Consider the following 26,020-nt stretch of genomic DNA (forward strand, 5'->3'; position numbering starts at 1 on the left):
CGTGCTCGGCGCCAACGGCCCGGCACGGTACGACGGTTCACCCGGTCATGCGTGGAAGCGGTACGAGCCCGCACGAGCCCGGTAGACCTTGTGGACGGCCCCGCCCGAGGTGTCGTCCCGGACGAAGGAGGCGCCCCCGGGCACGGTGACGGGCCGGCCCTGGGTGGGTACCCAGATCTCGGCCTCGGTGTTGTACGGGACGGTCACCGCGAGGTCGATCCCGCCGCCCGGGCGGCGCCGCCACTCCGAGGCGACCCTGCGGCGCACGGTGTCGATCGAGGCGCTGACGTGGTCCAGGGTCGCCGGCGACAGAACCGTGTCGTCGGTGTTCTCCGGCACCCGGCTGTTGACCGCGGCCGCGGGGATGTATGGGCGGATCCGCAGCGTCCGGTAGGCGGTCGAGGTGGGCTTGATGCCGGCCAGGCTCTGGTAGAACCAGGTGGCCACGTTGGAGCGGTAGTGGTGGTCGACCGAGAGCCGGTCCGTCCACTGCTCCCACAGCGAGGTCGCGCCCTTGGCGATCTGGTAGACGTAGCCGGGCACGCCCGTCTGGGTGACGGCCCGCAACGCGACGTCCGTGTAGCCGTACTCGCTGAGGATGTTGAACTCGCAGCGCGAGCCGTACATGTCGTTCTGGATGTGATGGTCGGCGGCCGTGATGCGGTCGGCGAGGAGTTCCACGAGGGCCTTGCGGTTCTCCGCGAGGGTCTTCGCGCCGGAGAGGTGACGTGGATCGCCGGAGACCAGGTCGAGGGCGAGGACGAGGGTGTTCTCGCTGGAGACGCTGCCCTGGGTGAAGCTGCCCTGTGCGGCGTCCCAGTAGTCGGCGATGAACGCCCTGCGCAGGGTGCCCGCCAGCCGCGCGTAGTGCGCGGCGCGTTCGCTGCGGCCGAGAGCGCGGCCGATCTCGTCCATGTAGTCGCCGAAGTGAATGGAGAAGGCGAGGCTGATGACGGCGTTGCTGCCGGGGGCCTCGGCGCCGGAGTAGGCGCCCAGGGACGCCTCGAACTTGTAGTCGTCGGCGGCGGTGAACAGCGTCTCGTAGGAGGCGAGGAGGGCGTCCTGGCGGTCGTAGAGCTCGGCGAACAGGCCGCTGTTGCCGTAGTACCGGTGCAGCTCCCTCGGGATCACGAAGTACGCCGTGTCCCAGGCCGGGACGGCCTTCCAGGTCGCGTTCCAGCCGGGGTGCGGTCGTCGCCGTAGCCGCCCTTGGCGACGGGGACGAACATGGGCAGCTGGCCGGTGGAGATCTGGGTGTCGGGGAAGTGGCGCAGGTAGGTGGTGAGGACGCCGTTGACCTCCCAGGTCAGGGACTCGGACTCGGAGCTGGCCATGGCGTCGCCGGTCCAGCCGTTCTTCTCCCGTGACGGGGTGTCGGTGGGCTTCTGGACGAGGTTGTTCTGCTCGGCCCACTCCAGGTTGCGCTGGATGCGGTTGATCAGGGCGTTGTCCGTGGTGAAGGTGCCGGTGCGGGTGAAGCCGGTGCGGGCGACGGCAACGGTCAGGAGGTCGGCGTCCCGCTCGAGGTCGGGGGCCCGGCCGAGCACGGCCTCAAGACTCTGCACCTGACCCCGTCGCCTGGTTCACGGCCGACAAGGGCGAGGTCGGCACGGCCTACCTGTACCGCTCGACGACCACGCTCGCCCGCGTCGTGCGCGTCCTGGACCGCGCCGAGGACGCCGCCCGCTACACCGTGCTCGCCGAGCGCGTCCGCGACGCCTGGCGCACCGAGTTCCTCTCCCTCGACGGCCGTACCAGCGAGGACACCCAGGCGGGCTATGTGCGAGCGCTGGCTCTCGGTCTCGTCCCCGACGCGTTGCGTGCGGCCGCCGCCGCCCGGCTCGTCGAACTGATCCGCCTCGCCGGCACCCACCTGGGCACCGGCTTCCTCTCCACCGGCGACCTGCTCCCGGTCCTGGCCGACACCGGCCACGCCACCGTCGCCTACGAACTGCTCTTCCAGCGCACCGCCCCGTCCTGGCGGTGCATGCTCGACCGTGTGCCACCACGATCTGGGAGGACTGGGAGGGCGTCGACGAACACGGCACAGCCCACGACTCCCTGAACCACTACAGCAAGGGCGCGGTGGTCCGCTTCGTGCACACCCACGCCCTCGACCGGCCGCGTCGTCTTCCCCGACGGCACGGCCACGACTGTCCCGCCCGGCGTCTTCAGCACGACCCGCTCCAGGGACAAAGGGACGGTGAGAGAGGCGCCCGTGACCGGGTCCAAGCCGTGATCTCCGCCTACGACTTCGGACTCGTCCGCCCGGCCTGATCGTCCGCCCTCTCCCCCGGCAGGAGGCCATGTCGGTGGCCGCATGCGTACGCTGACCGCGGCCTGGCAGTCCCGCTTGCCCAGCACTCCGCGGTACCGGCGGACCGCCTTGACTGCTGCAGGGCCTGTATGCCGGCGCTCGGCCACCGATCACTCGACGAAACGAAGCACCGCTAACCGCGCGGGGGCAACGGGAGGATGAAGTAGCAGCCCCTGACGTCGTCGTCCCGCACGATCGGGTGAACGGCGAAGCCGAGCCGCAGTTTGAGCTGGTGGTTCTCGACGTTCTCACCCGAACTGTGCGACCTGATCTGGTGGCAGCCCTTCGTGCCGGCGGCCGCGATGGCCGCCCGCTGCAGGGCGGTGCCCACACCCCGTCGACGCCATCGCTCGGGAACTCCGAAGGCGAGGATTTTCGCCTCGTGCACCGCCTGTCCTTGGAGGGTGAAGGGCGGGCAGCCGGTGTCAGGGCCTACGGGCTGGACGACGTAGCGGCAGAAGCCCAGTGGCAGTGGGCCCGCCGAGTACGCGGCGAGCACATGGGAGCTCAGGTGGAATCCCGCGGTGAACCGTACCCAGTCGCTCTGCCCGAGTTCATCGATCAGTGCCCACACCGGGTCGTCCTCGACGTGGCCGCCCGGGACTTCCCTGACCTGAATTTCCATCCATGGGACGGTAACCACAGCCCTGCGCGGCCGCTACCGGATTTCCATGGCCGCCCATCACCCACGGGAGACATGACGGACGGCACTGTGCCGCATGGGGTTCGGAGGAGAATGCAACTCAGGGCCAGCGCACCCAGGGGCCGCACCAGCAGCGGTGGCGGGCTGTGAACGCGCCCCGCCTCGTCGCCCTCGTCCGCGCCGGACCCCGCTTCGAACTCGGCCGGCTCGTCGAAGCAGCAGATGGCTCCGTCGGTGCGCACTGCAGGCGTCAGGCATCGAAGCGGCGGCGGGCGGTCTCGATGTGGCCGAGGTAGGTGTGGGTCCAGTCGCACATTCCATCGACGGTTGCGCGCAGGCCCTGGCCCGGTTCGGTGAGGGTGTACTCGACCCGGGGTGGCACCGTGGGGTGCACGGTGCGCTCGACCAGGCCGTTGCGCTCCAGCATGCGCAGGTTCTGGGTGAGCATCTTGTGGCTGATGCCCTCGATCTCGTTCCGCAGTTCGCTGAAGCGGAGGGTGTGCTCACCGAGGGTCTCGATGATCAGGAGCGCCCACTTGTTGGCGACGTCGGAGAAGATCTCCCGCGCCAGGGAATCCGCGCGCCGGAGGTCCGCCTCCTCGGGTGAGCTCCTGAACTGCTTGGTCACCATCAGGTTCCCCAGTCACTGAGCTTCTTCAGCGTTGCCGCTCCAGGGTGAGGATCGCCTTGGCGATTGACGTCATGCGGTTTGGACTACACCGGGATCCGCGAAAGATCCGCCAGGACTTCAGGCGGGCGACGCTGCGATCGACCGGTGCCCGTGCCTCGGCCAGGGCCCGGTTAAAGGGCGCTGAGGGGACCGGTCAGGGGCTGGCCTGGCTGCCTCCCGCGCCCTGCGGCAGTACCCCGCCCGCACGCCCCCGTTCCGCCTCGGCGACCAGTTCGCGGACCCGTGCCGCGGGAACGGGCACGCCGGGAGTGCTCAGGAACCACGGGAAGTAGTCGGCGGGGGTGAGACCGGCGGGCGGTTCGCCGAGGTACGGCTTGGTGTACACGGGCGTGCCCGGCTCGCTGCGCCAGCTCTCGGCCAGCCTGCCCGTGTCCACGGTGTCGTAGCCGAGGGTGTCCAGGAGCTGTGCCGCTTCCTGTTTCGCCGTCTCGTCGTCGCCCGCGACGGGCAGGGCGCTGCGGTCCGGCGCTCCGGTGGGGCGAGCGAGGGTGAACAGCTGGTTAGAGCCGATGCTGTTGAACGCCTTCACCAGGCGCGAGCCCGCGAGGTGGCGTTGCACGAGGCTGCTGGAGGTGAGCTCGATCGAGTCCAGCTCCGCCAGGCGGCCGTCGCGCTGCGGGTAGTAGTTCATCGTGTCCAGGACCGTCTTGCCGCGCAGCGCCGCGACGGGCAGCCGGTCATAGGCCTTGAGCGGGATGGTGACGACGACGAGGTCACCGGCACGGGCGGCCTCGTCCGGGGTCGCCGCACGAGCCCCCTCGCCCAGCGAGGTCACCAGGTCAGCCAGTGTGTCGGGCCCGCGGGAATTGCTGAGGACGACATTCATTCCGGCCGCCACAGCAAGGCGTGCCAGGGAGGTTCCGATCAGTCCGCTACCGATGAGGCCGAGCGTTCGAGGCACTGCGATTTCTCCTTCTGCGGTGGGAGGCGGCCGCGAGCCGGCGCAGCCCTGCGGGCGCCTCTCGGCGCTGGAGGACGGGGGGACACCTCGGTGTGTCACCGCACCGCCCATGAGGCGACGGCGAGCACGGCTGCGCCCGGCGGTCGACAGGCTCCGGCTGATAATCCGGAGGCCGCATCCGTTTTCTATCACGAAAAAACGGAGGTAGCATCCTCTTCATGTTCGGAGTGCTGCTCATCACCCGCCCTACCCCGCAGGAACAGCCGTGAGCGCCCCGCAGCCGGTGGCGCGCAAACCCCGGGCGGACGTCGTTCGCAACCGGGCCCGCGTCCTCGACACAGCGCTACGGCACTTCACCGAGCATGGCGTCGGCACCTCACTGGAGGCCATCGCCAAGGACGCCGGCGTCGGTCCCGCCACGCTCTACCGGCACTTCCCGACCCGGGAAGCACTGCTGGCCGCTGCCCTCGACGTGCACGGCGAGGCACTCCTGGAACAGTTGCCGTCCCTGAAAGACGCGGCCAATGCCGACCAGGCCCTGCGCCGCTGGATGCGGGCCCTGGAGGACTACCTCAGCACCTTCAGCGGCCTGCCCGAACCCGTCCTCACGGCACTCGCCTCCTACGACTCTCCACTCGCCGCCAACTGCGAGAAGCTGGTCGCGATCACGGACGACTTCGTCGACGCCGCTCAGCGGCACGGCACAGCCCGTCCCACCGTACGCGGCAGGGACCTCTTCTTGGCCACCCTCCTCCTCGCCTGGACCCGCAACGCCCCGATCGGGGACGACGCCCTCCCCACCCTGCGCAACCTCCTCGAAACCGGGTACAGCACTCGCTGACCGGACGGGATCCTCGGCGGCCCGGCATGCCTCTCCACCTCAACTCGGCCCGCCACCACCATGACCTTCCTCGGCATGATCGCCGGAGGGCCTGGCACGCAGCCCGCGCAGAGCACGTCAGGGCCGCCGTAGCGGTCGTAGAGCACTGCCTTCATCATGCGGTCGTTCATCGTTCTGCCCGGGTCGCCGGGGGTCTCCGTTGCACACGTCAGTCCCATGCGACGATGGTCACGAAGTGCCACTGGACGAGGTCAGCATCACCTTTGCGCCTAATCCGCTGGACGGATGGCTAGCACGAGCGCACGGGCGCAAGAGACACTGAAGTCTCCAGCGCTGCCGCTCCAGAGTGAGGACGGCCGCGGAGATTGACGACATTCGATTCGGGCTGCACCGGGATCGGCGGAAGATGCGCCAGGACTTCAAGCGCGCGACGCCCCGCTCGACCGGTGCCCGTGCCGCGGACAGCGCGCGGTTGACGCTTTGCTGGGTCGGCGTGAGGTCACGGCCCGGCGGGCGTCTGAGGGGTGTTGTCACCCAGCGACCGGCTCCCATGTAGGCACGGTCGGCAAGGATGGGAACGCCCTGGCGTTCGCAGATCCGGATGATCCGGTGGGTGCGGGCCGCAGTGAGATCGTGCGCGCGACCGGGCAGCGTCGGCGAAACCCACAGCAGCTGCCCGGCCGGGTCGGTCACCACCTGCACGTTCACCCCGTGCCGTCTGTGTTTGTGGGAGAAGTCGGCCCGGCTGTCGCCGACCCGGTCGCACTCCGCCAGGGTGCCGTCGAGCAGGACGTAGTCCGGTTCCGCCTCGCGCAGGGCGCGCAGCAGGCCGGGTGCGCGGTCGGCGAGCAGGTCGACGACGGCTGTCGTGTAGGCGTGGGCGGTGCCGACGGAGATGCCGAACCCGGCAGCAAGCTGGGCGAGGGTGTCGTGTCGGCGCAGGTATACCAGGCCGACCAGGGCGCGCTGGTGCGGTGGGAGCTTGCAGCGGCGGTCACCCTCGCGGGTGACGATGAGCATGGTTACCCACTCGACCAGGGCGTGGGGCAGGTCGAGCGCGGCAGAATATGGAACCAACGCGGCTCCTGTGCCTGTGGGTTGAGACTTCGAACACCTCCCCCAACGGCACGGGAGCCTCGTGCGTTGCGGGCATCGACTCCGTCACCCGATCAGTGGCCCCGTTGAAAGGCCTCACTGAAAAGTGCGTTCTTCCACGTCAGCGTTCACTCTCCTACGGTTCCCGAGTAACCACAAGAGAGTGAGAGCGCCCTGATCGGATCGCGTGGACGCGAGCCATGGGCATTCATGACAAGGAGACAGGCAACATGGCCATCACCCTGGTGAACCCCAGCGGACTGCCCAAGATCGATGTCTACCGGCAGGTGTCGATCGCATCCGGGTCGAAGCTGGTCTTCGTCGCCGGGCAGGTCGCCTGGGACGCCGACGGGGTCACGGTTGGCGAAGGCGACCTCGCCGCTCAGGTCGAGCAGTGCTACCTCAACATCGCCACCGCCCTGGCCGAGGCCGGCGGCTCCTTCGACGACGTTGCGAAACTGACCTTCTACGTCGTCGACTGGACCCCCGACAAGATGCCCCCGCTCCTGGAGGGCATCTCCCGGGCCGCCGTGAAGCTGGGGGTCACCCCGGTCCCGCCGACCACGCTGATCGGCGTCGCGGCACTGGACATCCGCGACCACCTGGTCGAGATCGAAGCCACCGCGATCCTCGACTGAACAGATGCTCTGGGGCCGCCGCGCACGAAAATGGCTTGGCGTTGTGCGTGAGTGCGGTCAGGCCAGCGGTACTTCGAGTCGCTCGGTCAGGCGGTCGTAGGTGATGCCGAAGGTCTCCAGCACCGTCACGCCGCCAGGACCCGTCTTAAAGGTCGCGAGGTCCGTGTACACCCGGTCGACGCAGCCGAGTCCCGTGACCGGTTAGGTGCCCTCCGCCACCAGCTTGGAGACGCCGTCCTCGGTGAACAGCGTCGTCATCACGAACACCCGCTTGGCGCCGATCGCCAGATCCATCGCTCCGCCGACGGCGGGGATGGCGTCGGGGGCGTCTCGGGCGTCGGGGGCGTCGGTGTGCCAGTTGGCCAGGTCGCCGGCGGCCGACACCTGGTAGGCGCCCAGCACACAGATGTCGAGGTGTCTGCCGCGCGTCACGGCGAAGGGGTCGGCGTGGTGGAAGTAGGCGGCTCCGGGCAGTTCGGTGACGGGGATCTTCCCCGCGTTGGTGAGGTCCGGGTCGACCTCGCCCTCCTGGCCGGTGAGCCGTTCATCGTCCGTCCCTCGCAGGAACGGTCGAGTATGCACGGCCGCGTGCTCGCCGCCTGCGCCCGCGCCGGATTCGAAACCTCGCCCATGATCGAGGTGGGCGAGACCTCGACCCTCGTCGTCTTCGTCGCGGCAGGCCACGGCGTCGCCCTCGTCCCGGAATCGGTGCAGAGCCTCTGCCTCGACGGTGTCGGCTGCGTCCCACTCGCCGAGACCGAAACCGTCGACCTCGGCTCGCCCGCCGAGCACGTGCCGAGTCGCGGGCCGTGGAACAGGTCGCGGCGATCGTCGAGCAGTGCATGAAGCAGCAGCCGGCGCCGCGGACGACAGCCCGTTCCCCTCTCTGATGCGCATCTTCGTGTCAGTGGCTCTCCGCGACAGCCACGCGCCCCGATCGCAGTGAGGTCCGCCCTCGTACCGGGCTGCCGAGGGTGTGTGCGAAGGCGAGGAGTGGATCGTCCGACACCACCCGCATCCCGTGCCCCGCAAGCAGTTCCGCCATCCGCTGCGGCTTCCACAGCGACCGCCACGGCTCGCCCGACGTGACCGAGCTCCCGAGCGCGCGGGTCAGTAGTCGCCCCGCTGCCGCCTTCACCGACGGCGTCTGATAGTTGACGACGAGTGCACTGCCCGGGACCGTCCGGGCGGCGAGCGCGGCCACGGTGGCGCTCACCTGGTCGCGGGTCAGATATGGAACGACGCCTTCCCACAGCCAGGTCGTGGGCGCGGACGGGTCGTGCCCGGCGGCTTCCAATGCCGTACCGAGATCGTCGACAGCGAAATCCACGGGTGTGAACCGGACGCGACGGGCCATGGCCGGCAGTTCAGCAGCGGTGCGACCGCTCTCGCCCGACCCCCGTACCGCCTGCGCGGCGTCGGCGAGACGAGCGCGCTTGTCCTGCTGGGAAGCTGGATGGTCGACCTCCCACACATCCGTCTGCGCGAGCTCGGGCAGACGCCACGCGCGCGTGTCGAGACCGGCTCCGAGGATCACCAACTGGGCGGTGACACGGGCGCGCAGGGCCTCGTCGATCGCGACCGTCCGCGGCACGACCAATTCAGCACACGCCCGTACGCTCTCGTACGTGGTGCGCGCCCGCCAGCCTTCCGGCGGAGTGCTCGCGCGCACCTCGTCGACGGGCAGACGCTCGGAGGCACGCAGCAGTCGTACCGCCACAGGATCGGAGAACCCACCTGGAGCAGCCCTGCCGTCCGCAGCCGCTCGCCCCTGGCAGACCAACACCGCCGTCTGACTCGCCGCACGTCCGCTCTGGTTCATAGGACCGATTCAACAGCAGCCTGCCAGGCCCGGGGTATCGCCGAGGTGTCGACGGGCAGGAGCAGCACCGAGCCGCCGGACGTCATGGCCGTCAAGCACCCTTGTGGCGAGTAAGCCCGAAAAGTTTGCGTGAAAGCACATGATGGGCGTTCCAGAAGAGCATGGCCGCCAACGGGAGTTCGATGCACAGTGACGCGATCGCTCCCGGGTGATCTCCGGGAGCCGTGCTGGTCATGAAGTCGAACCAGCCGTCGCACACGAGAAGGGCCCCAGTCGTGCAGGACCAAGGATGACGGTCGGCCTTCGCAGCCATCCGGTGAGGGCGGTAGCGCCCAGAGCCGAGCTCAGCCGGACATTGAAGCCTATCCAGGTCGAGTTCCACTTCTGAGTGGTACAGGAACGTGGCAACGTGTGTTGCGAGGACGTCCGCCGGTCGACCGCCGTCAGTACGACTCTGCCTCTTCGACGCGCGTGCATGCACTGCCACGGATGTCCCCAGCGTGCTCGGAGTGACGGACGCGTTACGGTCCGCTCGACGGGGCGAGATGCTTCAGCTTGCGAAGAATATGTGAGTATAAGTCAGGTATATCGATCTAGTAACTGCCTCGCCAGCACCCTACAACCGCCGAGGCCTTCGGATGCCGACGTCGCCGGTGCGGCCTGCCGGATCAGGAGCGATCGAATCCGCTGCGGCTCTCCCCGACCACCGGAGACGTGCCTGCCGTCAGTCACCCGGGGCTGGTCGGACACACAAGTCGTCCCTGCTGGGCGGCGCTCCGGACCGGGGACACGGCCACAGATCAACACCATAGATTGCGCACCGTGCGCTTCTCCTCGCCCCAGGAGCGTGGGCAGCATTCCGCGGACTGATCGCGGTTGCGGCAGGACCACAGAGGAGTCGCCCACCATGTGCAGAACTGAAGCGAACGAACAGTCCGTCCCGGACCTGACGACATGTTCACCGACGGATGGGCAGTCACAACACACCTCCCGCCGGGCCCTGCTGGGTGCCGTGACGGCTTCGGCTCTGGCAGCCACGCCGCTGGTCTCCGCCTCACGGGCCGCCGCCGCGACATCGTCGAGCGCCCCTTACGCGGACCTGTCCCTGGTGCTGCTCGGTACGAACGCGGGACCACCGCCGTTGGCGGACCGGTACGGCATCGCCTCCGCCCTGGTCGTGAACGGCAGGACATACCTGGTCGACTGCGGCCGTGGTGCGGTGACCCAGTACATGCGTGCGGGCCTGTCGATGCCGTCACTGACCGGGATCTTCCTGACGCACCTGCACGCCGACCACATCGTCGACTACTACGCCTTCCCCCTGCTGGCGGCGGGAGCGGCCGGGGACCAGGGATTCCAGAAGGCGGTGTCCGTCCACGGCCCGGGCCCCGCCGGGATGTCCTCCACGGTGGCCGGCGCGCCGGGCCCCGTGCCGGGCACCGTCGAGATGACGAAACAGGCCGGGCAGGCCTACGCCGCCTCGTCCACCTTCTTCATGACCGAGCACGCAGGCATCGACCCGGCCACCATGCTGGACGTCCACGACGTGCTGCCGCCGGCTGCGACTGGTGCCTCCGCGGCGAACACCGCACCCGCCATGCAGCCGTTCACCGTCATGGAGAACGACGACGTCAAGGTCACGGCCGTCCTCGTACCGCACGGCGCGGTGTTCCCCGCCTACGCCTACCGCTTCGACACCGACCACGGCAGCGTCGTCTTCTCCGGCGACACCGCCCCCACCCCCAACATCGTCACGCTGGCACGGGACGCGGACGTACTGGTCCACGAGGCCGTCTACCCCGCCGGGCTGGCCGGCCTGGGGCTGCCGCAGACCCTCATCGACCACATCCTCACCACCCACACCGACGTCGCGAAACTCGGGGAAATAGCCGCCGAGGCCGGCGCCGGGACACTGGTCGCCACCCACCTCGGCCCCGGCGACCCCGCAGTCGTCCCCGCCGCGACCTGGCGCCGCCTGTTGCGCGCCAGCGCCACAAGCGCCGGTTACGGCGGCCGCATGATCCTCGGCGCCGACCTGATGCGGCTCCCCGTGAAGCGCAGAAGGTGAGATCGCGAGACCGACGACCTCCTGCGGCGCTGCGTCCGGTGAACGACCTTGTGCAGACCCCCTAGGCGTACCGACTGGTCGGTACTAGCCTCTGGCCACGCTCTCGGAGCCGGGGCTCCGCGCACCCTCGTCACACCGGCGCGAGCATCCTGATTCCGGGTATCCCTGGGAGGAGCCGTATGTCCGCCAGTACGACGCCGTTCGACGCCGACAGACCCGCCCCCGATGCGCCCACCACGGACACCCGCTCCCCGCTGGCCCGGCTGTACTGCCGCGAACTGGCGGTCTATCCGCCCACGGGTCGCCGTATGGCGTACCTCGCGATCGTGGTCGTCACCACGGTCGTCCTGTACTACATGCTGTACATCCAGTACGCGGTGGCGACGTCGATCATCACGCACTTCGGCATGACGTACCGCTACTTCATCTGGGTCTCGGTGATCGGCAACGCGATCGGGGCCTTCGCCTCGCTCGTGGCCGGCCTGGCGGACCGCTGGGGCCGGGCGAATCTGGTGGTCTACGGGCTGCTGATCGCCGCGCTGCTGGTCTTCTTCGGGCTGCCGAACGCGGCGAACAAGACCACCTACCTGGTGCTCTTCGCGCTCGTCAGCTTCATCGAGGGCATCGTTCTGGTCGCCACCCCGGCGCTGATCAGGGACTTCTCCCCGCAGCTAGGCCGGGCCACCGCGATGGGGTACTGGACGATGGGCCCGGTCATCGGCTCCCTGGTGGTCACCACCGTCACCAGCAACACCCTCGACACCGCCACCTGGCAGGACGAACTGCGCTATTCGGCGATCGCCGGGTTCGTCGTCTTCATCGCCGCGGTCTTCGCGCTGCGCGAGCTGTCCCCGGCGCTGCGCGACCAGATCATGGTGACGCTGCGCGACCGGGCGCTGGTCGAGGCGCGTGCCAAGGGGCTCGACACCGAGGCACTGCGCCGCGGCGAGTGGCGGCAGATGATGCGCCTGGACGTGCTGGGCTCGGCCTTCGCCATCGCCGTGTTCCTGCTGCTGTACTACGCGGCGGTCGGCAACTTCGTCGTCTACTTCTCGACCGTCTTCGGCTACAGCGAGCAGCGCACCAACGCGCTGGCCAACTGGTACTGGGGGGCGAACGCCATCGCCCTGGTACTGGTCGGCCTGCTCTCGGACCGGCTCAAGGTACGCAAGCCCTTCATGATCGTCGGCGCGGTCGGCTCCGTCGTGGTGACCGCGGTCTTCGCCACCCGCGCCACCCACCTGACGACCGGCTACTACACCTTCGCCTGGCTTTTCGTCGGCATCGGCGTCTTCAGTGGCATCGCCTACGCGCCCTGGATGGCGAGCTTCACCGAGACGGTGGAGAAGCACAACCCGGCGGCGACCGCGGCAGGTCTGGCCGTGTGGGGCTGGACGGTACGCATCGTGGTCGCCGTCTCCGCGGCCTTCATCCCCGTACTGGTCACCTCCGTGACCCCGCTCGTGGAGCACGGCGCCGAGGTCAAGGCCGCCTCCGCGCAGGCGGCGCCCGCGCTGGCCGTCGTCAACGCGCACCCCGAGCTCTTCGCCGAGCTGAACAAGTACACCCCGACCACCGTGCCGCCCGCGCTCAACGCCCGCGCCGTCCGGGAAGTCGGCGTGGCGGACCTCGCCGTCGTCCAGAAGGCGGGGCCACAGCTGAAGGTGTTGCAGGAGTACGGCGCCCGGGTCCAGAGGGCGTCGAAGGACGGGCCCGGCGAGTGGCGCACGTGGTGGTGGATCTGCGTCGGCGGCCAAGTGCTCTTCCTGCCCTTCGTCTTCGTGATGGCGGGGCGTTGGAGCCCGAAGAGGGCGCGCTCGGACGCCGAGGCGCACCAGGCCGCGGTCAACCGCGAGCTGGCCGCTCTCGCCGCCGCCAAGGAGTGACCAGGCGATCGGATGCGCCACCAGGCGGGGTGCACCGCACAGCCGGGCGCTGCACCCCGTGCCCGCGAACAGTTCAGTCGGCGAGCAACATGCCGCGCCGCAGGCCCAGTTCTGATTCGGCCACGGTGCGCGGCATGTCCGCCGTGGGCGTCCTGCGGTGGTCGGCGGTGGTGTTGACGTACGCGCTGGCGCCGTCGATCGCGACGAGGATACGGGTGGCGGCGCCCCAGGGATCCGCGCAGGCGAAGAGCCCGGCCGCCGTCCCTGCGGTGATCAGCTCCTCCAGGCGCCGGCACCACAGCAGTTCCTGCTTGATGACGTGCTCGCGCAGCACCGGACGGTAGCGCGACAGGTGCCGCGCGTTGAGCCAGAGCTTGCTGACGTCGTCGAACTCGGCACTCGTCGTCAGACCGAAGAACCTCCGGAAGGTGTGCAGGGGGTCGTCCGGCTCCGACGGCAGCAGGCCGTCGAGTTCCTTCATCGTGGCATGGGTGAACGCCTCGGCGACCAGTTCGTCCGCGGCGGGGAAGTAGTGGCCCACGAGTCCGGGCTGAACACTCAGCTCGTCGGCGACCCGGCGCAGGGTGACGCACTCCAGGCCTTCGGTGAGCCCGATCCGTGCCGCCGTGGCGACGAGCTCGCTGCGGCGTTCACCGGGCGCCTTGCGGACGCGCTTGCCCGTCGCTCTTGACGTCATACGCCGAATGCTATTGAGTGGGCAGCCAATAAAGCAATTGGTTGCGCGACCAATAAGCTGGATCGGCAGGAAGTCGCAGCTCACAGCGGTGCGGGGACGCCGCGGCCGACATCCGTCCGGTATCGGCGGTCGCCACGGGCTCACCGCCGTTTGTCCACTGCCGCCTGGAGGCACCATGTACGCCGTCACCGACCCGACCACCGGCGAGGTCGTGGAGACCTACCCGACCGCCACCGACGCCGAGGTCGCCGCGGCCGTCGACGCCGCGCACGCCGCCGGCGGCTGGGCCCGGTCCGGCTCCGTGGCCGAACGCGCCGCGCTGCTGCGCCGCCTGGGCGACCTGCACGCCGAGCACAGCGCCGAACTCGCCGCGAGCATCGTGCGGGAGATGGGCAAGCCCCTCGCCGAGGCGGAGGGCGAGATCGGCTTCTGCGTCGACATCTACCACTACTACGCCGACCACGCCGAGGAGTTCCTCGCCGACGAGCCCCTCGACGTCACCTCCGGCCCCGGAACCGCGGTCGTACGGCGCGGTCCGGTGGGCGTCCTGCTCGGCATCATGCCGTGGAACTTCCCGGCCTACCAGGTCGCCAGGTTCGCGGCCCCCAACCTGGCCGTCGGCAACACCATCGTCCTCAAGCACGCCCCGCAGTGTCCCGGTACGGCGGCGCTGCTGGAGCGGCTGTTCGCCGAGGCGGGCTTTCCGGCGGGCGCGTACGTCAACGTGTACGCCACCAACGAGCAGATCGCCGACGTGATCGCCGACCCCCGGGTGCACGGCGTCTCCCTCACCGGCTCCGAGCGGGCCGGGGCCGCCGTCGCCGAGATCGCCGGACGGCACCTGAAGAAGGTCGTCCTGGAACTCGGCGGCTCGGACCCGTTCCTGGTGCTGTCCACCGACGACCTGGACGCCGTCGTCGAGGCCGCGGTCGCCGCCCGTCTCGACAACACCGGCCAGGCGTGCAACGCCGCCAAGCGGTTCGTGGTCGTGGCGGACCTGTACGACGCGTTCGTCGAGAAGTTCACGGCCCGGCTGCTCGACTCCGCCACCGGCGCACCGCTCTCCTCGGCGGCCGCCGCCGAGACCCTGGCGCGGCAGGTCGGCGAGGCGGTGGCGGAGGGCGCCACCCTGCACGGCTCCACGGAGCGGCAGGGTGCCTTCTTCCCGGCGGGCGTGCTCACCGGCCTGACCACCGAGCACACGGCGGCCCGCCAGGAGCTGTTCGGACCGGTCGCGATGGTCTTCCCGGCCGCCGACGAGGACGAGGCCGTACGGATCGCCAACGACACCCCGTACGGCCTCGGTTCCTACGTCTTCACCACCGACCCCGAGCAGGCCGCCCGGGTCGCCGACCGCATCGAGGCCGGCATGGTCTTCGTGAACGGTGTCGGCGCGGAGGGTGCCGAGCTGCCGTTCGGCGGGGTGAAGCGCTCCGGCTTCGGCCGGGAACTCGGCCGGCTCGGCATGGAGGAGTTCACCAACAAGAAGCTGATCCGCACGGTGGCCTGAGCGACACGGCGGAATCCGCGGACGGGCCCCGGGCGGGCGGTGCCGGACGGCACGGCGCACGGGGGCCTCGCCACCTCCCCGGGTGGCGCTGCGGCTGGTCAGCAGCCGGTCGTGGTGATGGCCGTCTCGCCGTCGGATCGGGCGGTGGGGCCGGTGCTGCTGGTGGGGGCAGTGCCCGGCGACGGGGCCACGGGGACGGCAAAGACGCCGGTGGCCGGGTCGCACAGGCCGTCGGCGTCGCCGTCCAGGAACCGCAGCGGCCCAGCTGTGCGGAGTCCGGGGTCATCCATGGATCTGCTCCCATGCCTGGTCGAGGGCGGTGGCGTACTGAGCGGTGCTGACGGCACCGGGGATGCCGAGCCGCTCGCCGAGGACGGTGAAGGCGACGCCGGTGGCGCCCAGCCGCACGGCCTGGTCGTGGTCGGCGCGCACCGCCTCGGCGTAGCGGTCGGTGGCCAGCACCTCTCGGACGGCGCGGGCGGGGATGCCGAGCTCTTCACCGAGACGGACGAGGGTGTCCGGGGCGAAGGCGGCGTCGTTGCCGCCGAAGACCTCACTCTGCATGGCGCGCAGGTAGTCGAAGGCGACGTCGTGCTCGGCCCCGAGGTCGACCAGGCGCAGCATGTCGGAGGTGTTGCTCGCCGGGCGGTCGACCCCGTAGCGCAGGCCTTCGGCCGCGGCCCACTGTGCCATGCCCTCTTCCATCGCACGGGCCTGCGCGGGAGCCGCGCCGTACTTCTCCGCGAGGTACCTCAGCGTCGGCATGACGGTGGTCGGGGCCTGTGGGTCCAGCTGGAAGGTGTGCACCCTCAGCTCGATGTGCTCGGCGTGCGGGGACATCTCGATCACCCGGCTCAGCCGCTGTTCGCCCAGGTAGCACCAGGGACAGAGCACGTCCGCCCAGACGTCGACCGTCGAGGGCACCATCACGTTATGCCGGAGCGGTCAAGCGCCGGTCGCGGTGGGGTGATCCCGAGTCTGGGCACGGCAGCAGCGGGCAGACCACGGCCCGCGTCCCCTTTTCCCCCGGAGCGACACCCTCCGCCCGGCGCGCGGTGGTAGGACATGACAACCACCCGCACACGGACCGCGGAGCGCGGAACGCACGCGGGGCGGACACAACACCGTGGAGGGGGACGGGACATGACCGCAGGGAACATCGACGATGTCGTGGACGGGCTTGCCCGGATCGTGCAGGAAGCCGGCCGCACCCGTGACCGGGCCGGATACTTCGCGGCGCTGTACCGGCAGGTGACCGTCGAGATCCGCACCGCCATCCACAGCGGACTGTTCGACGACGGCCCCCGGATGGACCGCTTCGACACCCACTTCGGCAACCGCTACTTCGAGGCGCACGACGCCTGGCGCCACGACCGGAGCGGGCCCCGCTGCTGGCGCGAGGCCTTCGGGCTCCTGGACGACGCCGACACCGTCATCGTCCAGCACCTGCTTCTCGGCGTGAACGCGCACATCAACCTCGACCTGGCCGTCGCCGCAGCCCGCACCAGCCCGGGCGGCGAGATCCACGCCCTCCAGCACGACTTCGAGCTGATCAACGACATCCTCGCGCGAGTGGTGCTGGGCGTGCAGGACTCCCTCGACGACCTGTCCCCTCTCATGTCCCTGCTGGACAGGATCGGAGGCCGCACCGACGAACAGATCCTCGACTTCAGCATCCGCCAGTCCCGCCAGGAAGCCTGGTGCAACGCCCTGCTCCTCGCCGGCCAGAACGACACCGAGCGCGCCGCCACCATCGAACGGCTCGACATCCGTGCCGCCGTACTCGCACGGCTCATCGCACGGCCGGGCGGCCTCCTTCGCCCCGCCCTGGAACTCATCCGGCACACCGAGAACAACGACATACCCGCCGTCATCACCCACCTCGACAACGCCATGCACCAGCCGCTCGCCCAGCAGGACACCGGACGCCAACCGGGAAACTGACCCTCGCCACCCCTCCCATGGGCACCCCATGCGCAGCCGCCCGCCCGTATACGCGAGGGAAAATTCAGTTCATCGGTCCGCAAACCGGTCGCTGGATCGGTGTAATCCGCACAGATGCCGCGCCGCGCAGCGATCTAGCGTCGAAAGTGCACGGGGGCCACACGGACCAGAAAGCACCGAGACGCACATGCCCATCCCGGATACCGACGTCATCTCCCTCTCCACGACCGACCTCGACACCCTCACCCCGCCCGCCGCCACCCACCTTCACGGACCCGCCGACGAACTGCCGCCGGCCGCGTCCCCGCCCGACCTCGTACTGCAGCAGGTGCGCGACGAACTCGCGCTCGACGGCGACGCGCAGCGAAACCTCGCCACCTTCGTGACCACCTGGATGGAACCGCAGGCACGGCAGCTGATGGCCGACACCGCGGAGAAGAACCTCGCGGACCGCGCCGAGTACCCGAAGATCACCGCCATGGAGGAGCGCTGTGTGCGGATGCTCGCCCGGCTGTGGCACGCACCGCACCCGGAGCAGGTCCGCGGCTGCTCCACCACCGGCTCCAGCGAGGCGGGGATGCTGGGCGGCCTGGCACTCAAGCGCCGTTGGCAGCAGCGCCGGCGCGCCCAGGGGAAGGACACCGCCCGCCCCAACCTGGTGATGGGCGCGAACGTCCAGGTGTGCTGGAAGAAGTTCGCCAACTACTTCGAGGTCGAGCCGCGGTACGTCCCGATGGAGCCCGGCCGCTTCCACCTCACGCCCGACACCCTGACCGCGTACTGCGACGACAACACCATCGGCGTCGTCACCGTCCTCGGCTCCACCTACGACGGTTCCTACGAGCCCGTCGCCGACATCTGCATGGCCCTGGACGGCTACCAGGCCGCCACCGGCACCGACATCCCCGTGCACGTCGACGGCGCCTCCGGCGCGATGGTGGCGCCGTTCCTCGACCCGGGTCTGATGTGGGACTTCCAGCTCGAACGCGTCGCCTCCATCAACACCTCGGGGCACAAGTACGGGCACGTCTTCCCCGGTCTCGGCTGGGCCCTGTGGCGCGACGCCGAGGCCCTTCCGGACGACCTGGTCTTCGAGGTGGACTACCTCGGCGGCCGCTCCCCCAGCTTCACCCTCAACTTCTCCCGTCCGGGCGCCCACGTCGTCGCGCAGTACTACAGCTTCCTGCGGTACGGCTACGAGGGTCTGCGCCACCTCGCGGTCCAGAGCCGTACGACGGCCCGTGCCCTCGCGACCCGCATCCGGGCCACCCCGCCCTATGAACTCCTCACCGACGGATCCGAACTCCCCGCCCTCGCCTTCCGCCTCGCGCAGGGAACGCACGGCTTCTCCGTCTTCGACGTCTCGCACGCCATGCACGCACGCGGCTGGCATCTGCCCGCCTACACCTTCCCCGCCCCCTGCCAGGACGTCTCCGTCCTGCGCCTCGTCGTCCGCACCGGGTTCACCGCCGAGCTCGCGAGCTCGTTCATCGCCGACCTGACGGAAGTCACCCGGCAACTCCAGCCCCGCCGGTCCATGCCCGCACCGACCGTCAAGCCACCGGCCGGCACCCCGGAGCCGGCCCACGCCGGGACCACCGCATAGCCCCGGAACTCCTCAGGACGTCGTGGGTCTGGTCGACAGCGCCGGTACGCACAGCCACGCGAGGCCCGCGGCGGTCAGGTAGGCCAGGGCGCCGACGGCCATGCTGGTGCGCAGGCCGGTGTTGTAGTCGGCGGCCGTGGCGAGCAGGCTGCCGCCGAGCGCGACGCCGGTGGCGCTGCCGATCTGGCGGGTGGTGTTGAACAGGGCGGAGGCGGCGCCCGAGTACGCCGAGGGCGCGGCACCCATCACGGTGGCCGTGGAGCCGGTGAGGGCGAAGGAGGTACCGAATCCCGCGGCCATCATCGGGGCCACCAGCAGCGGGTAGGCGGGGTCGGCGCCCGCGGCGGCCCAGCCGGCCAGGCCCAGGGCGGCCAGGAGCATGCCGGAGATCACCAGTGGACGATCGCCGGTTCTGCGGACCAGCCGCCCGGACAGGACGGAGGCGAACATGGTCATCGCCACCGCGGGGAACAGCGCCAGGCCCGTGCCGAGGGCGCTGAAGTGGCGCTGGTGCTGGAATTCCAGGCTGGCGGTGAACACCATGCCGTAGAAGCCGAAGTTGAACAGCAGGCCGATGACGGCTCCTCCGCTCATGGCCCGAGAGCGCAGCAGGCTCGGGGGCAGGACCGGAGAGCGGGCGAGCCGCTCGCGCACGGCGAACGCCGCGGCGGCCAGGGCGGCCAGGCCCACCCCGGCGAGTACGGCGGGATCGGACCAGCCTCGCCGTCCGGCCTCGTTGAGCGCCGCGGTGAGCAGCGCCGCCGTCGCGATCACCGCGCACTGCGCCGGCCAGTCCAGGGCCCGGTCGGCGCGCCGGGGCGAGCGTGCCACGTGCCGCAGCGTCAGTACCAGGCAGGCCACGCCGACGGGCAGGTTGATGAGGAACACCCAGCGCCAGCCCAACGTGGAGACGAGCAGTCCGCCCAGGAGCGGGCCGGCGGCGGCCGCGACACCCGCCATCGAACCCCACAGTCCGAAGGCCCGTGAGCGGGCGGCCGTCGCCGGGTAGGCCTGTTGGAGCAGGGCCAGGGAGCCGGGCACGATCAGGGCCGCACCGAGCCCCTCCACCAGCCGGGCCACGACCAGGAACGGGGCGCTCGCCGCGAGCGCGCAGGCGGCCGAGGACAGCGTGAACACCGCCACGCCCGCGCAGAAGACCCGCCGGTTGCCCAGCCGGTCACCCAGCGCGCCGCCGGTCAGCAGGAACCCGGCGAAAACCAGGGTGTACCCGTCGGTGATCCACTGGATGCCGGTGAGCGAGGCCGACAGTTCCCCGCCGATCACCGGCACGGCGACGTTGATGGCCGTCACGTCCAGGATCACCATGAAATACCCGGCGCACACCGCCAGCAGCGGCGCCCAGGACCGCTGTCCGGGCGCCGCGGCCGCATCGGAAGAGGGCTTCGCCTCACCACCGTCGGCCGACTCCGCGAACGCCACGGCCCCAACTCCATCCCATCCGCCGAGACACGCCACCAAAAGCCACAATAGGGTAGATATGCGGAACTACGGGGAGCTGTCAGGCCGGGGCGTTCCACAGCACGTGCAGGGCGTCCGGCTTGCGGAAGACCAGGCCGTACGGTGTGGCAGGGCGCTGCGGGTCGGGACGGAGGCCGGGGAGGCGTTCGAGCAGGCGCTGGAGGGCGATACGGGTCTCCAGTCGGGCGAGGTGGGCGGCCAGGCAGTGGTGCGGGCCGTGGGCGAAGGCCAGCTGCAGGCGGGCCTCGGCGCGGCGGACGTCGAAGCGGTCCGGGTCGGCGAAGACGGCCGGGTCACGGTTGGCGCCCGTCAGGGAGACGCTGACCAGGTCGCCTCGGTGGATGGTGGCCGGGCCGAGGACGGTGTCGCGGGTGGCGTAACGGTCCACCACCGCCGCACCGGGCTCCAGGCGCAGCGACTCCTCGACGGCGCCGTCCAGCAGGCTGGAATCGGCCTGCACGAGGGCGAGTTGGCCGGGGTTGTCGAGCAGGTGGAGCAGCGCGTTGGTGATCATCGCCTCGGTCGTCTCGATCCCGCCGAACATCAGGACCGCCGCGTTGGAGGCGACTTCGGGCAGTTCCAGTTGCTCCGCGGCAGAGACGAGGAGCGAGGAGGCGTCCCGGTCGGTGACGGTGGCCGCGACGGCGGCTCGCAGCTGTGCGTACGCGGCGGGGCCCGCCGGGCCCGCCTCCAGGCCCGCGGTGATGTCCGAGACCGACCGTACGATGGCGTCGTACCAGGACAGCACGGTGTCGGTGGTGGTCCCGACCAGCCCGAGAGCCTCGGTCACGACGGCCACGGCGAGCGGTCCGGCGAAGGACCGGCGCAGTTCGGCGGCGCCCGCCGGTTCCAGGGCGGTGAGGAGACGGTCGGTCTCCTGCTCTATGAACGCGGCGAAGCCTTCGTGCACCCTTCGGGGCCGGAAGGGTGCCGCGAAGGGGTCCCGGTGGCGGGTGTGCGCGGCGCCGTCCAGGGACAGCATGCTCGGCCCGACGACCTGGGCGGTGGTGAAGCGGGGGTCGTCGACGGTGAAGGTGGTGGCGTCCCGCATCACGTCCAGCGCGAGATCGCGACGCGTGACCAGCCAGCCGTTCAGCTCGGGCAGCCACGACACCGGCTCGTGGGCGCGCAGCAGTGCGAGGCGCGGGTGCGGATCCCGGGCGAGTTCGGCGAGCGTGGTCGAGGCGCCGAGAGGGAACGACACGGCGGTGCTCATCACGGGGTCCGGCCGGGCGGAGGGAAACGGTTCACGCGTCATCGTAACCACGGCGCGCCGACCGCCCGTTCACCGGCTCCGGCGCGCGGATCCGCCGCCTCCGGGTGACCGGTCCGCGTCCCGTTCCCGTCGCCTGGCCGTGGGCGCGGAGGGCAGGGCCACGTGGCACTCCTCCGCCGAGGGGTCACTCCGCCTCGACCGTCGTGGTGACCCGGGTGAGAGCGGGGCTGCGCGGTACCGAGCCGAACCCGAAGCGCACGGGAGGTTCGACCGGGGCGAGCGCACCCAGGTTCTCACCGTCGAAGGCGCCGGACAGTTCACGGATCGCGACCAGATCCCGCGCGCCGTACCACTCCCTGCGGCCGCCGCCCGCGCTGCCCCGGGTCCGCACGCCGGGCAGCAGCACGCGGGCGACGCCGTCCGTGACGACGGCCCAGGCCGGGCGGCGGGCGAGCGGGCCCGGGACGGCGTGCAGCAGGCGGCCGAGGGGGGTACGGCGGCCGGTGGTGAAGTGCAGGCGGAGCGATCCTGCCGTGACGGTCCAGGTGTCCGCGACGACGGCGACGTCGACCGGTACGACTCGTACGGCGTCGAAGTGGTAGGTGCCGCCGACGAATTCCGCTGTCCGCCGGGTCGGAGCGAGCAACAGCCGTTCCCCGTCGCTTCGCTCCAGCATCACGTCGCTGAACGGGCCGAACGGCGAGCGAGGCCAGTGGCCCAGTACGACGCGGGTGCCGGAGGTGGTGCCGAGGCCCGCGATCCAGCCGTCGAAGCGCAGCCGGGGACGTCGGGCGCCCGGCCGGAACACCTGCCTCATACGTCCGCCTGTCCCTCGTCATCCCGGTGGAGGTGGCACACGGCCGGACCTCGGTGGTGGTGGGGTCAGTCTGACCGCACATGGTGTGCGCACGTGAAGCCGCCGCGCCGAGTGGCCGTCAGGCCACGAGTCCCGCGATGTGGGCGGTGACCGTGTCGAGGATGTCGTTCCAGGCCGACTCGTCGCCCAGGACGAGGTAGTTGAGGGTCAGGCCGTCGGTCACGGCGGCGAGATAGCGGGCCAGCACGGAGACGGGGACGCGGAGTTGCAGGTCGCGGCTGCGGTGCAGCTGCTCGATCAGCTCGGTGTAGGCGGTGCCGTACAGCTCGTACTGACGGCGGGCGAGGTGCTCGAATCCCGGCTCGCGCAGCGCGTACTGAGTCAGTTCGTAGGTGAGCATGTGTTCGTCGGGGCGGTCGCGGACGTGGTCCCAGTACGCCGCGAAGCCGGCCCGGACGGTCTCCTCCAGTGTGGCCCTGGGCCGCAATGCTTCCCGCACCACCCTCACCGAGTGATCGGTGAGGGTGGTGATGACGGACTCGATCAGGGCCTGCTTGGAGTCGAAGCAGTAGTGGAAGACGCTCAGCGACACGCCGGCCTCGGCGGCGATGGCCCGGGTCGTCGCCTTGGCGACGCCGTCCCGGGCCATCGTCCTGATCGCCGCTTCCGTCAGCTGTTCGCGCCGCTGTGCCGACGGCATGCGTGCCATCCGTGAACCTCCGCCTCAGGCGCTGTGGACCCCGACCTCGTAGAGCGAGTATCCCCAGTCCGTGCCGCGGTCGAGGCCGTGGACCCGGACGTAGCGGGCCGGAGTGCCGGTGAACCTGGCCGTGTCCAGGCCGCCGTCGCCGCTCGTGGTGGACCAGGCGGTCCGCCAGTCGGTACCGTCGGTGGAGAGTTCGATGCGGTACGACTTGCCGTACGCGCGCTCCCAGTCCAGCGTCACCCGGGAGACCAGGTGGGTGGAGCCCAGGTCGACCTGCCACCACTGGTCGTCGCTCCAGTCACTGGCCCAGCGGGTGCCGTCGTCGCCGTCGACGGCACGGCCCGGCTGGTAGCTGGTGAACGGGTTCGACTCGGACGAACCGGCCGTCGCCGGCTGCCCCTTGGCGAGGTTGACCGAGGCCTGGTGCTGTTCGGTGGCCCTCCAGGTGCCGAGGTAGGACTCGGCGCCCCGGAACAGGTCTTTCACCACGTCCTGCCCGCCGACCTTCCGGATGTCCTCGATCCAGTCGGGGATCATGCCGGCGTGGGCCGCGCCGTCGGTGTTGATGTCGAAGGTGCGCTCGCCGGAGGTCTGCCTGTCGATGACGGAGCCGCCGTCGACGCTCCTGAAGGGGTACGTCACCTTGTTCGCGGCGTCCGCACCGCGCGGGGCGGGATGGTCGCCGATGCCGTTGAAGTCGGTGCCGTAGCCGTAGCCCACGCCGTACTTGTCGCGCAGCGCCTTGGTCCGGGCGGCTTCCGCGACGAAGCCCTCGGAGCCGTGCATGTACTGGGCGACGAAGCCGCCGAGCGAGTAGACCCGCTCGGTCCAGTTCAGGTCCATCCAGCTGTGCGAGGAGATCACGCCGGGGTAGGACGCCGACTCCAGGATGTCCAGCGCCTGGCCGACGGCCTTGACGCTCATGTGGTCGATCTCCAGCATCATCTTGCGTTTCATCATGCCGCGCACCGCGTACTCACCGAGATCGGTGAGGCCGCGCTTGTTGCACTGCGCGTCCGAGTCGTACGCGGGGACGTCCACACCCGCCGGCAGGTCCGACTCCGCCTCCGATGACGCGCTCCCGATGGGGTTGTCGTGTTGCGGGCCGGTGCACTTCTCGGTCTGCCAGAAGGTACCGGTGGACAGGAACTGGCCGACGTTGATGGCCGTTCCGAGGCCGCCGGAGTCGAAGCGGACGCCGCACAGGGCGTTGTCGAACTTGTGGCAGAGGAACATGGAGCGGACGCCGAGCGCGTAGAGCTCGTCGAGGCCCTTGTCGATGTCCTCCTTGCTGCACTGCGGGATGTCGAGGATCTGCTTGCAGCCGAAGGGTTCGGAGGTCTCCACCCCGAGGACGACGGCGAGTTTGCCCTCCTCGACGACCCGCCGCGCCTGTGCGCTGTCGGTGACGATGCGGAACCAGCCCTTGCCGGTGCCGCCGTACATCGTGTCGATGTACGCCTGGAGCGCGTAGGTCATCCTCGCCTGCAGCCGGATCGACGTCATCTCGTCGCAACTGCGGTCCTTGAAGGGGTAGATGGAGCAGATCATGCCGTTGGTGACGAGGTCGTTGACGAGCACGCGCTGTCCGCCGCGCCAGGCCCGCTCCACCCAGGCGTAGTAGTCGGCCTGGTGGGTCATCGAGTCGTACGCGGGCCAGTCCTTGAAGGTCGGCCAGCCGACCGGGTCGTGCTTGCCGTCGCCGCCGTGGGTGATGTAGTCGAAGATCGCGAGGGTGCCGTCGGGGTAGTGCTCGGGGCAGTCCTTCAGGGCGTCGGCCACACCGGCGTCGGAGAAGACCTTGCCGCAGATGAGCCGGCCGCCGAAGGCCTCGTTGCCGAAGAGGTGGTTGTGCGCGTCGACGAACCCCTGCACCTCTCCTGCCGAGTTGGTGCCGGTGAACGGCTCGCCGGTGACGTCGATCTGGACGTCCGGGGCTGGGCGTGCGGTCGGGATCCACCACTCGTCGCCGGCCGCCGAACTCGGGGTGGGCCCGAGGGCCATGGCCAGTACCAGGAGCAGCAGCGACAGCATGGTGACGTTCTTGCGTCTGCGGTACGAGCGTCGAGTCGGCGTCACGGCCACGTCCCTCGGTCGGCGGGAGGGCGCGGTTGACGAACCCATGAGATTGTCATGAACCGCGCAATACCTGGGACGAGGATCGGGCCGCGCACCTATCGAGTCAAGTGTCCGGGACGCTTGACCTGGAGTGCCCGCGCCCGGTGAAGGGGCCGGTCCCTGGTGCGCCGCGAAAGAATCTTCTGCCCCGCTGTCGATCTGGCCATATCCCGTTCGACGTCATGATGTGGGGCGCCCGGCTCCACGAGGACGCGACAGTATGTGGTGAGAAACAGTGGATCAACTACTGAGAGTCATGAACTTCGTCATCTCGAGCGACGGCGTCGCCGCCGGTGCCAGTGCGGACCAGAGTCTCGAGAATCCGTTCGGCCTCGACCGTGCCGAGCGGCTGTTCGCCTGGGCCGGGGCCACGGCGAGCTGGCCCAACCGCACGGATCCCGGCGGGAGCCGGGGCCTCGACGACTACTTCACCCGGGACTTCCCGCGCAACATCGGTGCCGAGATCATGGGCCGCAACAAGTTCGGGCCCCAGCGCGGGCCCTGGCAGGGCCACGAGTGGCGCGGCTGGTGGGGCGAGGAGCCCCCTTTCCGCACCCCGGTGTTCGTCATGACCCACCACGAACGTCCGTCGTTCACGCTCTCCGACACCACCTTCCACTTCGTCGACGGCGACCCGGCCACGGTCCTCGCCCAGGCGCGGGAAGCCGCGCAGGGCAAGGACGTCCGGCTCGGCGGCGGAGTCACCACCGTCCGGCAGTTCCTCGACGCCGACCTCGTCGACACCCTGCACGTGGCGGTCTCGCCGGTGAAGTTCGGGTCCGGACTACGGCTCTGGGACTCCCCCGACGAACTCCTCGACCGGTTCCACCTGGAGGTGATCCCCAGCCCGAGCGGCGTCACCCACCACCTGTTCTGGCGGAGGTGAGGCAAGCACCCGATCGAGTGCGTCGTGCGGCACCAGGCGGAGTGCTCAGAGTGTGACTCAGGGGGTGATGAGTATGTGCACTGCAACGGCCGCCGCGCTCCGAGGCGGTGCTTCCCCTTCGGTGGGGGAGGATCCGTTG

The 26,020-nt window shown here is 70.1% G+C and carries 23 protein-coding genes and 4 pseudogenes; 10 read left to right on the forward strand and 17 right to left on the reverse strand.

Translation table 11 applies throughout. The annotated features are described in order from the left end of the window. Positions 1-45: 45 nt before the first annotated feature. Both ACFY6U_RS06510 and ACFY6U_RS06515 read right to left on the reverse strand, forming a co-directional pair. Complete coding sequence (locus ACFY6U_RS06510; RefSeq protein WP_390035395.1) at positions 46-1,131, reverse strand: alpha-L-rhamnosidase C-terminal domain-containing protein; 1,086 nt, start codon at positions 1,129-1,131, stop codon at positions 46-48. Next, entirely contained in the window at positions 1,128-1,565 is a 438-nt protein-coding gene (locus tag ACFY6U_RS06515) for a hypothetical protein (protein WP_390035396.1), read from the reverse strand. The genes ACFY6U_RS06510 and ACFY6U_RS06515 overlap by 4 nt, the downstream gene beginning before the upstream one ends. 86 nt (positions 1,566-1,651) lie before the next feature. Between ACFY6U_RS06515 and ACFY6U_RS06520 the strand changes: the two are divergent. Then, a pseudogene (locus ACFY6U_RS06520) lies at positions 1,652-2,277 on the forward strand (hypothetical protein). Between the two features lie 173 nt (positions 2,278-2,450). Here the strand turns inward: ACFY6U_RS06520 and ACFY6U_RS06525 are convergent. The 4 genes and pseudogenes from ACFY6U_RS06525 to ACFY6U_RS06540 all read right to left on the reverse strand — a co-directional run bounded on the left by ACFY6U_RS06525 (position 2,451) and on the right by ACFY6U_RS06540 (position 4,552). After that, positions 2,451-2,942, reverse strand: coding sequence for a GNAT family N-acetyltransferase (locus ACFY6U_RS06525; RefSeq protein ID WP_390035397.1), 492 nt, complete (start codon positions 2,940-2,942; stop codon positions 2,451-2,453). 268 nt (positions 2,943-3,210) lie between these two features. Continuing rightward, positions 3,211-3,591: a winged helix-turn-helix transcriptional regulator gene (locus ACFY6U_RS06530; RefSeq protein ID WP_390035398.1), complete on the reverse strand. Its 381-nt coding sequence runs from the start codon at positions 3,589-3,591 to the stop codon at positions 3,211-3,213. A gap of 25 nt (positions 3,592-3,616) precedes the next feature. Further along, a pseudogene (locus tag ACFY6U_RS06535) lies at positions 3,617-3,763 on the reverse strand (IS5/IS1182 family transposase); the annotation flags it as partial. 21 nt (positions 3,764-3,784) lie between these two features. Continuing rightward, the gene (locus ACFY6U_RS06540; protein WP_390035399.1) at positions 3,785-4,552 is read right to left on the reverse strand and encodes an NADPH-dependent F420 reductase; all 768 of its coding nucleotides are present in this window, start codon (positions 4,550-4,552) and stop codon (positions 3,785-3,787) included. 265 nt (positions 4,553-4,817) lie between these two features. On the opposite strand from ACFY6U_RS06540, the gene ACFY6U_RS06545 reads away from it, so the two are divergent. Further along, positions 4,818-5,393: a TetR/AcrR family transcriptional regulator gene (locus ACFY6U_RS06545; protein WP_390035400.1), complete on the forward strand. Its 576-nt coding sequence runs from the start codon at positions 4,818-4,820 to the stop codon at positions 5,391-5,393. 330 nt (positions 5,394-5,723) lie between these two features. Here the strand turns inward: ACFY6U_RS06545 and ACFY6U_RS06550 are convergent. After that, positions 5,724-6,470, reverse strand: a pseudogene (locus ACFY6U_RS06550) (transposase family protein); the annotation flags it as partial. A gap of 248 nt (positions 6,471-6,718) precedes the next feature. On the opposite strand from ACFY6U_RS06550, the gene ACFY6U_RS06555 reads away from it, so the two are divergent. After that, entirely contained in the window at positions 6,719-7,126 is a 408-nt protein-coding gene (locus tag ACFY6U_RS06555) for a RidA family protein (protein WP_390035401.1), read from the forward strand. Between the two features lie 57 nt (positions 7,127-7,183). On the opposite strand, the pseudogene ACFY6U_RS06560 reads toward ACFY6U_RS06555, so the two are convergent. Then, positions 7,184-7,648, reverse strand: a pseudogene (locus tag ACFY6U_RS06560) (CoA-transferase); the annotation flags it as partial. On the opposite strand from ACFY6U_RS06560, the gene ACFY6U_RS06565 reads away from it, so the two are divergent. Beyond that, a complete protein-coding gene (locus tag ACFY6U_RS06565) occupies positions 7,577-7,972 on the forward strand; it encodes a LysR substrate-binding domain-containing protein (protein ID WP_390036520.1) in 396 nt (131 codons plus the stop codon). The pseudogene ACFY6U_RS06560 and the gene ACFY6U_RS06565 sit on opposite strands and share 72 nt — an antisense overlap. A 58-nt stretch (positions 7,973-8,030) precedes the next feature. On the opposite strand, the gene ACFY6U_RS06570 is transcribed toward ACFY6U_RS06565, so the two are convergent. Further along, complete coding sequence (locus tag ACFY6U_RS06570) at positions 8,031-8,948, reverse strand: class I SAM-dependent methyltransferase (RefSeq protein ID WP_390035402.1); 918 nt, start codon at positions 8,946-8,948, stop codon at positions 8,031-8,033. A 1,012-nt stretch (positions 8,949-9,960) separates the two neighbouring features. On the opposite strand from ACFY6U_RS06570, the gene ACFY6U_RS06575 reads away from it, so the two are divergent. Together ACFY6U_RS06575 and ACFY6U_RS06580 are read left to right on the forward strand one after the other, a co-directional pair. Beyond that, on the forward strand, positions 9,961-11,016 hold the full coding sequence (locus ACFY6U_RS06575; RefSeq protein ID WP_390035403.1) for an MBL fold metallo-hydrolase: 1,056 nt from the start codon (positions 9,961-9,963) through the stop codon (positions 11,014-11,016). A 179-nt stretch (positions 11,017-11,195) separates the two neighbouring features. Continuing rightward, a complete protein-coding gene (locus tag ACFY6U_RS06580; RefSeq protein ID WP_390035404.1) occupies positions 11,196-12,902 on the forward strand; it encodes an MFS transporter in 1,707 nt (568 codons plus the stop codon). Between the two features lie 73 nt (positions 12,903-12,975). Here ACFY6U_RS06580 and ACFY6U_RS06585 read toward each other — a convergent pair whose 3' ends face one another. After that, a complete protein-coding gene (locus ACFY6U_RS06585) occupies positions 12,976-13,599 on the reverse strand; it encodes a TetR/AcrR family transcriptional regulator (protein ID WP_390035405.1) in 624 nt (207 codons plus the stop codon). Positions 13,600-13,774: 175 nt separating this feature from the next. Here ACFY6U_RS06585 and ACFY6U_RS06590 point away from each other — a divergent pair, with 175 nt between their 5' ends. Then, on the forward strand, positions 13,775-15,109 hold the full coding sequence (locus ACFY6U_RS06590; RefSeq protein ID WP_390035406.1) for an NAD-dependent succinate-semialdehyde dehydrogenase: 1,335 nt from the start codon (positions 13,775-13,777) through the stop codon (positions 15,107-15,109). A 98-nt stretch (positions 15,110-15,207) separates the two neighbouring features. Here the strand turns inward: ACFY6U_RS06590 and ACFY6U_RS06595 are convergent, their stop codons facing one another. Continuing rightward, a complete protein-coding gene (locus tag ACFY6U_RS06595) occupies positions 15,208-15,399 on the reverse strand; it encodes a hypothetical protein (protein ID WP_390035407.1) in 192 nt (63 codons plus the stop codon). Beyond that, positions 15,392-16,036: a DsbA family protein gene (locus ACFY6U_RS06600; RefSeq protein WP_390035408.1), complete on the reverse strand. Its 645-nt coding sequence runs from the start codon at positions 16,034-16,036 to the stop codon at positions 15,392-15,394. Before ACFY6U_RS06600 ends, ACFY6U_RS06595 begins: the two co-directional genes overlap by 8 nt. Before the next feature lie 216 nt (positions 16,037-16,252). Between ACFY6U_RS06600 and ACFY6U_RS06605 the strand changes: the two genes are divergently transcribed. Beyond that, positions 16,253-17,053, forward strand: a complete 801-nt coding sequence (locus ACFY6U_RS06605) for a DUF5995 family protein (protein WP_390035409.1) — start codon at positions 16,253-16,255, stop codon at positions 17,051-17,053. A gap of 187 nt (positions 17,054-17,240) precedes the next feature. Further along, a complete protein-coding gene (locus tag ACFY6U_RS06610; RefSeq protein ID WP_390035410.1) occupies positions 17,241-18,659 on the forward strand; it encodes a glutamate decarboxylase in 1,419 nt (472 codons plus the stop codon). A gap of 12 nt (positions 18,660-18,671) precedes the next feature. Here ACFY6U_RS06610 and ACFY6U_RS06615 read toward each other — a convergent pair whose 3' ends face one another. The 5 genes from ACFY6U_RS06615 to ACFY6U_RS06635 form a co-directional block, all read right to left on the reverse strand. After that, complete coding sequence (locus ACFY6U_RS06615; RefSeq protein ID WP_390035411.1) at positions 18,672-20,099, reverse strand: MFS transporter; 1,428 nt, start codon at positions 20,097-20,099, stop codon at positions 18,672-18,674. A 79-nt stretch (positions 20,100-20,178) separates the two neighbouring features. Then, positions 20,179-21,354, reverse strand: coding sequence for a cytochrome P450 (locus ACFY6U_RS06620; protein ID WP_390035412.1), 1,176 nt, complete (start codon positions 21,352-21,354; stop codon positions 20,179-20,181). Positions 21,355-21,538: 184 nt separating this feature from the next. Beyond that, the gene (locus ACFY6U_RS06625) at positions 21,539-22,171 is read right to left on the reverse strand and encodes a hypothetical protein (protein ID WP_390035413.1); all 633 of its coding nucleotides are present in this window, start codon (positions 22,169-22,171) and stop codon (positions 21,539-21,541) included. Positions 22,172-22,289: 118 nt separating this feature from the next. Next, on the reverse strand, positions 22,290-22,880 hold the full coding sequence (locus ACFY6U_RS06630; protein WP_390035414.1) for a TetR/AcrR family transcriptional regulator: 591 nt from the start codon (positions 22,878-22,880) through the stop codon (positions 22,290-22,292). Positions 22,881-22,895: 15 nt separating this feature from the next. Further along, positions 22,896-24,911 carry a discoidin domain-containing protein gene (locus ACFY6U_RS06635; RefSeq protein WP_390036522.1) on the reverse strand — a complete coding sequence of 672 codons (2,016 nt, stop codon included), beginning with the start codon at positions 24,909-24,911 and terminating at the stop codon, positions 22,896-22,898. A gap of 319 nt (positions 24,912-25,230) precedes the next feature. On the opposite strand from ACFY6U_RS06635, the gene ACFY6U_RS06640 reads away from it, so the two are divergent. Continuing rightward, complete coding sequence (locus tag ACFY6U_RS06640; RefSeq protein ID WP_390035415.1) at positions 25,231-25,881, forward strand: dihydrofolate reductase family protein; 651 nt, start codon at positions 25,231-25,233, stop codon at positions 25,879-25,881. Positions 25,882-26,020 lie beyond the last annotated feature (139 nt).

The sequence above is a fragment of the Streptomyces sp. NPDC013157 genome (genome assembly GCF_042899865.1).
In the GTDB taxonomy this organism is placed as follows: Bacteria; Actinomycetota; Actinomycetes; order Streptomycetales; family Streptomycetaceae; genus Streptomyces.